The 5,670-nt window shown below is 75.4% G+C and carries 4 protein-coding genes and 2 pseudogenes; 2 read left to right on the forward strand and 4 right to left on the reverse strand.

The genetic code is table 11. The annotated features are described in order from the left end of the window. Window positions 1–787 (forward strand): annotated as a pseudogene (locus DZF91_RS29150) (FAD-dependent oxidoreductase); the annotation flags it as partial. 79 nt (window positions 788–866) lie between these two features. Here the strand turns inward: DZF91_RS29150 and DZF91_RS40540 are convergent. The 4 genes from DZF91_RS40540 to DZF91_RS29170 form a co-directional block, all read right to left on the reverse strand. Continuing rightward, window positions 867–2,951 (reverse strand): CehA/McbA family metallohydrolase, encoded by a 2,085-nt coding sequence (locus DZF91_RS40540; protein ID WP_158588074.1) that lies wholly within the window; start codon window positions 2,949–2,951, stop codon window positions 867–869. A 138-nt stretch (window positions 2,952–3,089) separates the two neighbouring features. After that, window positions 3,090–3,665, reverse strand: a complete 576-nt coding sequence (locus DZF91_RS29160) for a CGNR zinc finger domain-containing protein (RefSeq protein WP_117360325.1) — start codon at window positions 3,663–3,665, stop codon at window positions 3,090–3,092. Between the two features lie 154 nt (window positions 3,666–3,819). Continuing rightward, on the reverse strand, window positions 3,820–4,257 hold the full coding sequence (locus DZF91_RS29165; RefSeq protein WP_117360326.1) for a PPOX class F420-dependent oxidoreductase: 438 nt from the start codon (window positions 4,255–4,257) through the stop codon (window positions 3,820–3,822). Between the two features lie 157 nt (window positions 4,258–4,414). Continuing rightward, window positions 4,415–5,173: a hypothetical protein gene (locus DZF91_RS29170; protein ID WP_199486963.1), complete on the reverse strand. Its 759-nt coding sequence runs from the start codon at window positions 5,171–5,173 to the stop codon at window positions 4,415–4,417. A gap of 263 nt (window positions 5,174–5,436) precedes the next feature. Between DZF91_RS29170 and DZF91_RS29175 the strand changes: the two are divergent. Beyond that, a pseudogene (locus DZF91_RS29175) lies at window positions 5,437–5,670 on the forward strand (hypothetical protein); the annotation flags it as partial.

The raw sequence follows: 5,670 nt of genomic DNA on the forward strand, positions 1-5,670 counted from the left end.
CGCCGTGACCACGGCGGCCGTGGTGACGGCGGCGAGGGTGTCGGCGGGTGTGGGAGCCGGTTCCGCCGACGCGGGGGCCGGGCCGGGCGGCGGTTCGTCCGGCCCGCGCAGCGGTGAGGCGAGCGGCGCGTACGCCCGGGAGCCGGGGCCGCGGGCGGGGTCCGGGGACCGGTCCCGCCAGGGCGCGGGGCGCACGTCGCTGTCCTTCACCGAGCAGATGAAGGGGCACGTCACCTTCGGCACGGCGGACCCGCGCGCGGGCGAGCTGGACGAGGCGCGCGAGCCCTTCGCGTTCCGGCTGACCATCCGGACCGACGACGTGCACCGGTTCCTCGCCGAGCCCGAGCACGAGGCGACCGCCGAGGGCTGGATCGAGGCGGCGGGGTGCGGCGGGCGGCGGCCGGTCACGCGCGGCCGGTTCAACCTGTTCGCGCCGACCGGCGAGGCGCAGCGCCGGGTGATGCGGTACCGGCTGCCGTTCACCGACGCGCAGGGCCTCGAACTGACGCTGGTCGGCGAGAAGAAGGTCCTGCACGGCCCGCCGACCCGGATCTGGCCGGACACCTCCACGCTCTACACCCGCCTGCTGGCCGGGCACGTGGAGCCCGCCGACGACGCGGACGCCGAGGTCCTGGGCGCGGGCGTGCTGCACATCCAGCTGACCGACTTCGCGCGGCAGCTGACCACCTTCCGCACCGGCGGGCCGCACGGCACGACGGCCCTGGTGGAGTTCGGCCGGTTCTTCGCCGGCGAGCTCTGGGAGGTCTACGGCCCCGACCTCACCTGAGGTCCGGGCCCCACGGACGCGCGGGACGGAGGAACTGCGGGGTGCCTCCGTCCCGCGCCCTTTTCCATGCCAGGGGCGGTCAGGCGGTGAGCCGCGCCCGGTAGACCGCGCGGGCGGCTTCGATCAGGTCGAGGTGGTCGGCGAGCTGCCGGTCGTCACTGAGGCGGGCCCGGTCGCGGATCATCCGCTCGAAGCCGTCGAGGTAGTCCAGGCACCAGCGGACGTCCTCCTCGCGCGCGACGTGCCGTCCGGCGACGTCCAGGTAGACGGGACTGGTCTGGGCGTACACGCCGGCGTGGTGCATCGACCGGACGTGCGCGGGACCGGTCGCGACGGCGAGGGCATAGGTGGGTCCGGTGACCGGCAGTTGGACGGTCAGTGCCTTGTCCGGCGGACCTTGGGCGAGGACGCCGTCCGCCGTGAGGAGCCAGAGCGTCTCGACCTCCTCGCCGACCGCGCGGACCGTCACCCCGACCGTCGCGACGCCGCCCCCGGACGCACCGGACGCACCGGACGTGCCGGGCGCGGGCAGGTCGAGCGTGTCGCCGGGGCCGTGGCCGTCCACATCGAGCTCGAGCCAGGGGCCGGTGGTGGCGAAGGTGCGTCCGCGCCGGATCGCGTCCGCGAACGACGCGGCGGTCAGGTCGCCGTCCACGCGGGCGTAGACGCGTTCCCAGCCGGGCGGGCTGGACTGGTTGCCGCGTCGGGTGAACGAGATCTGGGTGTCGCTGCCGGCGGTGACCGCGAGCCGGTTGCCCGCGCCGACCAGCCGCCGGTAGACGCGGGCGGTCGCGTGGACGTCGGAGTGGTTCAGGACGTCCAGGCTGTGCACGAGCCCGAGGGCGGCGTCGGCGACGATCTCGCGGGCCGAGCAGTTGCGCCCGTCGGACAGGGCCTCGCCGGGCGGGCCGTCCTCGCCGACCGGGACGTGGAACGGGTGGCTGTAGCCGACGGTCGCGCCGAGTTCGACGAGCCGCCGGATGCCCTCGGCGTTGGGCGGCCAGTCGTCCGCGCCGAGGAAGCCGGTGTGGAACAGCTCGGGCGGGCTCTGCACGCCGAAGGCGTAGAGGTGGCCGAGCAGGTCGTTGCGGTACTCGACGCCGAAGCGGGCGATGTGGCCGGGGGCGGACCAGGGGGCGTCGCGGCCGGCCCAGTGCTCCAGGGCCTCGCGGTCGTAGACGCGGACGGTCGAGACGTTCCCGGCGACGAGGTTGAGGACGTGCAGGTCCTCGCCGCGCTGGATCGCGGCGGCCTGCGCGGGCGTGCCGACGCTGTTCCCCGCCCAGTTCATGTGGACGTGCATGTCGCCGCCGTACCAGCCGCGCGCGGCGGCGTCGTAGCGGCGGCGCGGGGTCAGCTCGACGGTCGCCTCCTCACCGGGCGCGGGCCGGACGCGCGTCTCGGCGACCTCGTACTCGGCCCCGCGGGTGACCCGGACGGTGAGAGGCTCGGCGGGGACGTCCAGGACGAGGTCGTCGCCGTGGAAGTAGGGCCGTCCGTGCGCGTCGTGCCGGTCGGGGGCGTCCGGCGGGTACCAGCCCTGGCCGTCGTCGCCGACGACCGTCCAGCGGCAGGGCAGTCCGGCGCGCACCCGCAGCCGGGCGGACGCGGTCTCGCGGGTGAGGCCGTCGAGCGGGACGCGCGCGCCGTCCACCGTGACGTGGCTGTCGACCGCGACCGGGACGAGGAGCGCGCCATGGGGTTCGAGGTCGTGGTCGGCGCCGTCGATCCGGACGCGGACGCCCTCGTCGCGGGAGGAGTCGAGCAGCAGCGTGGTCGTGTGCCGGGGGCCGCCCGCGAAGACCGGGCGCGGGCGGGCCTCCACGCGCGCGCCGCCGGGGGTCAGGCGCAGCGCGGCGAGGTTGTCGGGCAGGTCGCCGACCAGGACGTCACGGAGCGTCCGGTGCAGGTCCACGGCGTTCAGCGCGGCCTCGGTGTGCGGTCCGGTCGATCCCTCGGCGCGCTCGACGGCCGCGAGGAACCAAGCGACGAAGAACTCCCGCTCGTCCGGGACGAACGGCGCGACCTCCAGCTGCCGGACGTAGTGGATCGGGTCCTCGCCCCAGGTGGGGCCGTGCGCGGCGAGCAGTTCCCGGTACTCCGCCAGCGCCCGCCGCACCTCCTCGGGCACCCGTGACGCGTCCCGCGTGCAGTCTCCGCACATCCCGCCTCCCGCCGTCCGGGTCACCCCGGTCCTCCGAAGTCATCCCGGACGACCGGGAGACCCGGGTCCACCCGAACCTTCCGGATCCGCCAGCGTGACACGGCGGGCCAAGGGAACGGCCGGACGGGCGCTGGCCGGTTACGGACGGCTGTGGCGGGCCCGGAAAGCGGCGGTCTTCACCCGGTTCTGGCAGGCGGTCGAGCAGTAGCGGCGGGTGCCGTTGCGGGAGGTGTCGACGTAGACGCGGTCGCAGCCGGGCGCGGTGCAGACGCCGAGCCGGTCGTGCAGCTCGCTGCCGAGGACCACCGCCAGGCCCGTCGCGCAGGGCCCGCCCCACTCGGCGGACACGCCGCTGTCGGCGCCGTGGAAGTGCAGGTGCCAGGGCTCGCCGTCGTGCCGGGCCAGGCGCGGGCGGGCCGCGGTGTCGGCCAGCATCCGGTTGACGCGTTCGGCCGCGCCGTCCACGTCACCGCGCGCGACGGCCTCGAAGACCTCGCGCAGCCGGGCGGCGACCGCGGCGAGCTCGTCCAGCTCGGCCTCGGTGAGGGCCTTCCCCTCGGTCTCCTCGTTCCAGACGCCGAACGCGGCGGCGGAGCGCTCGGCCGGGTCGGCGGGCGGCGTGTAGGGGCGACCGCGCCGCTCACCGGGGGTGAAGGCGTTGACCAGCCCGACGGCGGCGGCGACCACCCGATCCGAGTGACTGTTGAAGTCCACTTGACCAGCTACATTCCTTCGAGGGCACGATGTGACCCTCAAAAGCCTACACGGCAGTTACAGGAGGGCTCATGACCTTGCTCGCCCCGACCGTGGCCGACCGCTGGACCACCCGCTGGGACCGGCAGCAGGAGGGCTGCCCGCGGCCAAGGGACTAGCGGGGCGGCTGGCCGTAGAGGTGTTCGACGGGCAGCCGCACGACGAGCCGGCGTTCGCCGACCATCGCCCGGCGGAAGTCGTCCCAGTCCGGGTGCTCGCCCTGGAGGGCGCGGTACAGGTCCACCAGCTCCTCCACGGTGGCGTCGCGCTCCTCGGCGGCGACGTCCGACAGCTCCGCCGTCCCCTCGGCGACCACCCAGGACCAGCCGTCCTCGCTGCTCACGTGCAGGCTCGCGCGCGGGTCGCGGCGCAGGTTGCGGGTCTTGGCCCGGTCGTCGGTGACCGAGATCCGGACCAGGTCCCGGTCCGCGTCGTAGCCGTAGATGATGTTGGACAGCTGGGGGCGCCCGTCCTTCTTGAGCGTCACCAGGGCGCCCAGCCTCCGCCGCGCCAGCAGTTCGCGCAGTCTCGCCTCGCCCGCCTCGTCCGCCATGTCCTTCCTCCGCTCCGCCTTCTCCGGCTTCTGGTCGTGTCGGCCCAGGACGGGACCGCGAGCCCGTCCCGCCGCCGGGCGCCCCCGGTGCGGGGCGGGCTCTTCTCTGTCCGGGTCTCCGTCCGGGTGTCCGTCCGGGCCGTCGGACACCAGGCTGTCAGCCGAACCCGTCGCCGCGTCCGCCGACCCCGGTGAGAAGCGTCAGTTGCGGCGAACCGCCGGGCGGACCGCCCTCCGACGCCCGCCTCCGCCCCTCCCGGACGGGACGGGCGCGTCCGGCCTCCGGGAGGCGGGTGAGCAGGTGGCCCCGGAACACCGCGCCCTTGGCGGTGACCCGGACGGGCTGGAACGCCGACTCGGGCAGCGAGCAGAACCCCGAGCGGACCACGTCGGCGAACATCGCGTCCGACACCACGACGGCCAGGTCGCGGCGCGGGTCGTCCAGCAGGCGGCGCAGCGGCGCCGAGTCGAGCAGCCGCTGGACCACGACCGGGGCGTCCCCGGCGGGGCCGAACGGTCCGGCGGTCAGCGTGCCGTGGTGCAGCGCGAGCCGGACGCGCAGCCGCGGGTCGCCGAACGCCGGGACGCCGCGGGCCGGATCGTGGCGCTCGACGGCGTCGCGGACAGCGGCGGCCCGCGCGGCGTTCACCTCGCGCAGCGCGGCCTCGAAGCCGAGCACGAAATCGCCCGCGACCACGGCCGGGGCGGTCCCGGCGGGCAGCATGGCCAGCTCGCCGTCCCCGCCGACCTGCTCGGACCAGTCGGCCCGGCGCATCCCGGCGGCGTCCGCCGCACGGTCGAGCACGGCCGCGAGGTCGTGCTGCGCCGCCAGCTGGTCGCGCGCGGTCAGCCTGCTGTAGCCCTGGATGTCCACGGCGAGCAGCAGTCGGTAGACCAGGTCTTCCTCCAGTTTCACGCCCATCTCGCCTTCGTCCTCCGAAGCGCGTGGGGCGGTCGCCCACATTCGCTCCACGTCGGAGTGAGTGTCGCCGTTCGGTGGAGGAGCGCTGTGACGTCAGGGGTCGGTGGCGCCTCCGTTCTCCTGTGATGCCGCCGTCGGCTGTTTGGACGGCGCGGCGCCCCGGCGCGAGCCCTGAGGTAAGCAATCCCTGTCCATCAGGTAAGGGTGCCCGCCGATCGGGTTACCGACTGGTAGCGATCGGGCCGTACGCTGGGCGGGTGAGCACCACACGCCCCGTCGAGGAACCCCGCCTGCTGCTGCCCGGCCTGCGCGAGGTCTACCGGGTGTTCGTGCGGGCGGCGGACGAGCTGCCCGCCCTCCCCGGCGCCCTGCCCGCCGAGGTGTGGGTCTCGGCCCAGCTCGGCACGCTGGAGGCCGCCGCGCCGCACGCCGAGGGCCGCCGGGCGGCGCTCGGCGACCTGGTCACCTGCCTGCGCGCGGCCGGAACGCCC

The sequence above is a fragment of the Actinomadura logoneensis genome (genome assembly GCF_003428695.1).
GTDB lineage: Bacteria > Actinomycetota > Actinomycetes > Streptosporangiales > Streptosporangiaceae > Spirillospora > Spirillospora logoneensis.

Excerpts from the sequence above, each read along its gene's own strand:
- DZF91_RS29165 (WP_117360326.1), bottom strand. The coding sequence starts at position 4,257 with ATGGCGGACGAGGCGGGCGAGGCGAGACTGCGCGAACTGCTGGCGCGG.
- DZF91_RS40540 (WP_158588074.1), bottom strand. The coding sequence starts at position 2,951 with ATGTGCGGAGACTGCACGCGGGACGCGTCACGGGTGCCCGAGGAGGTG.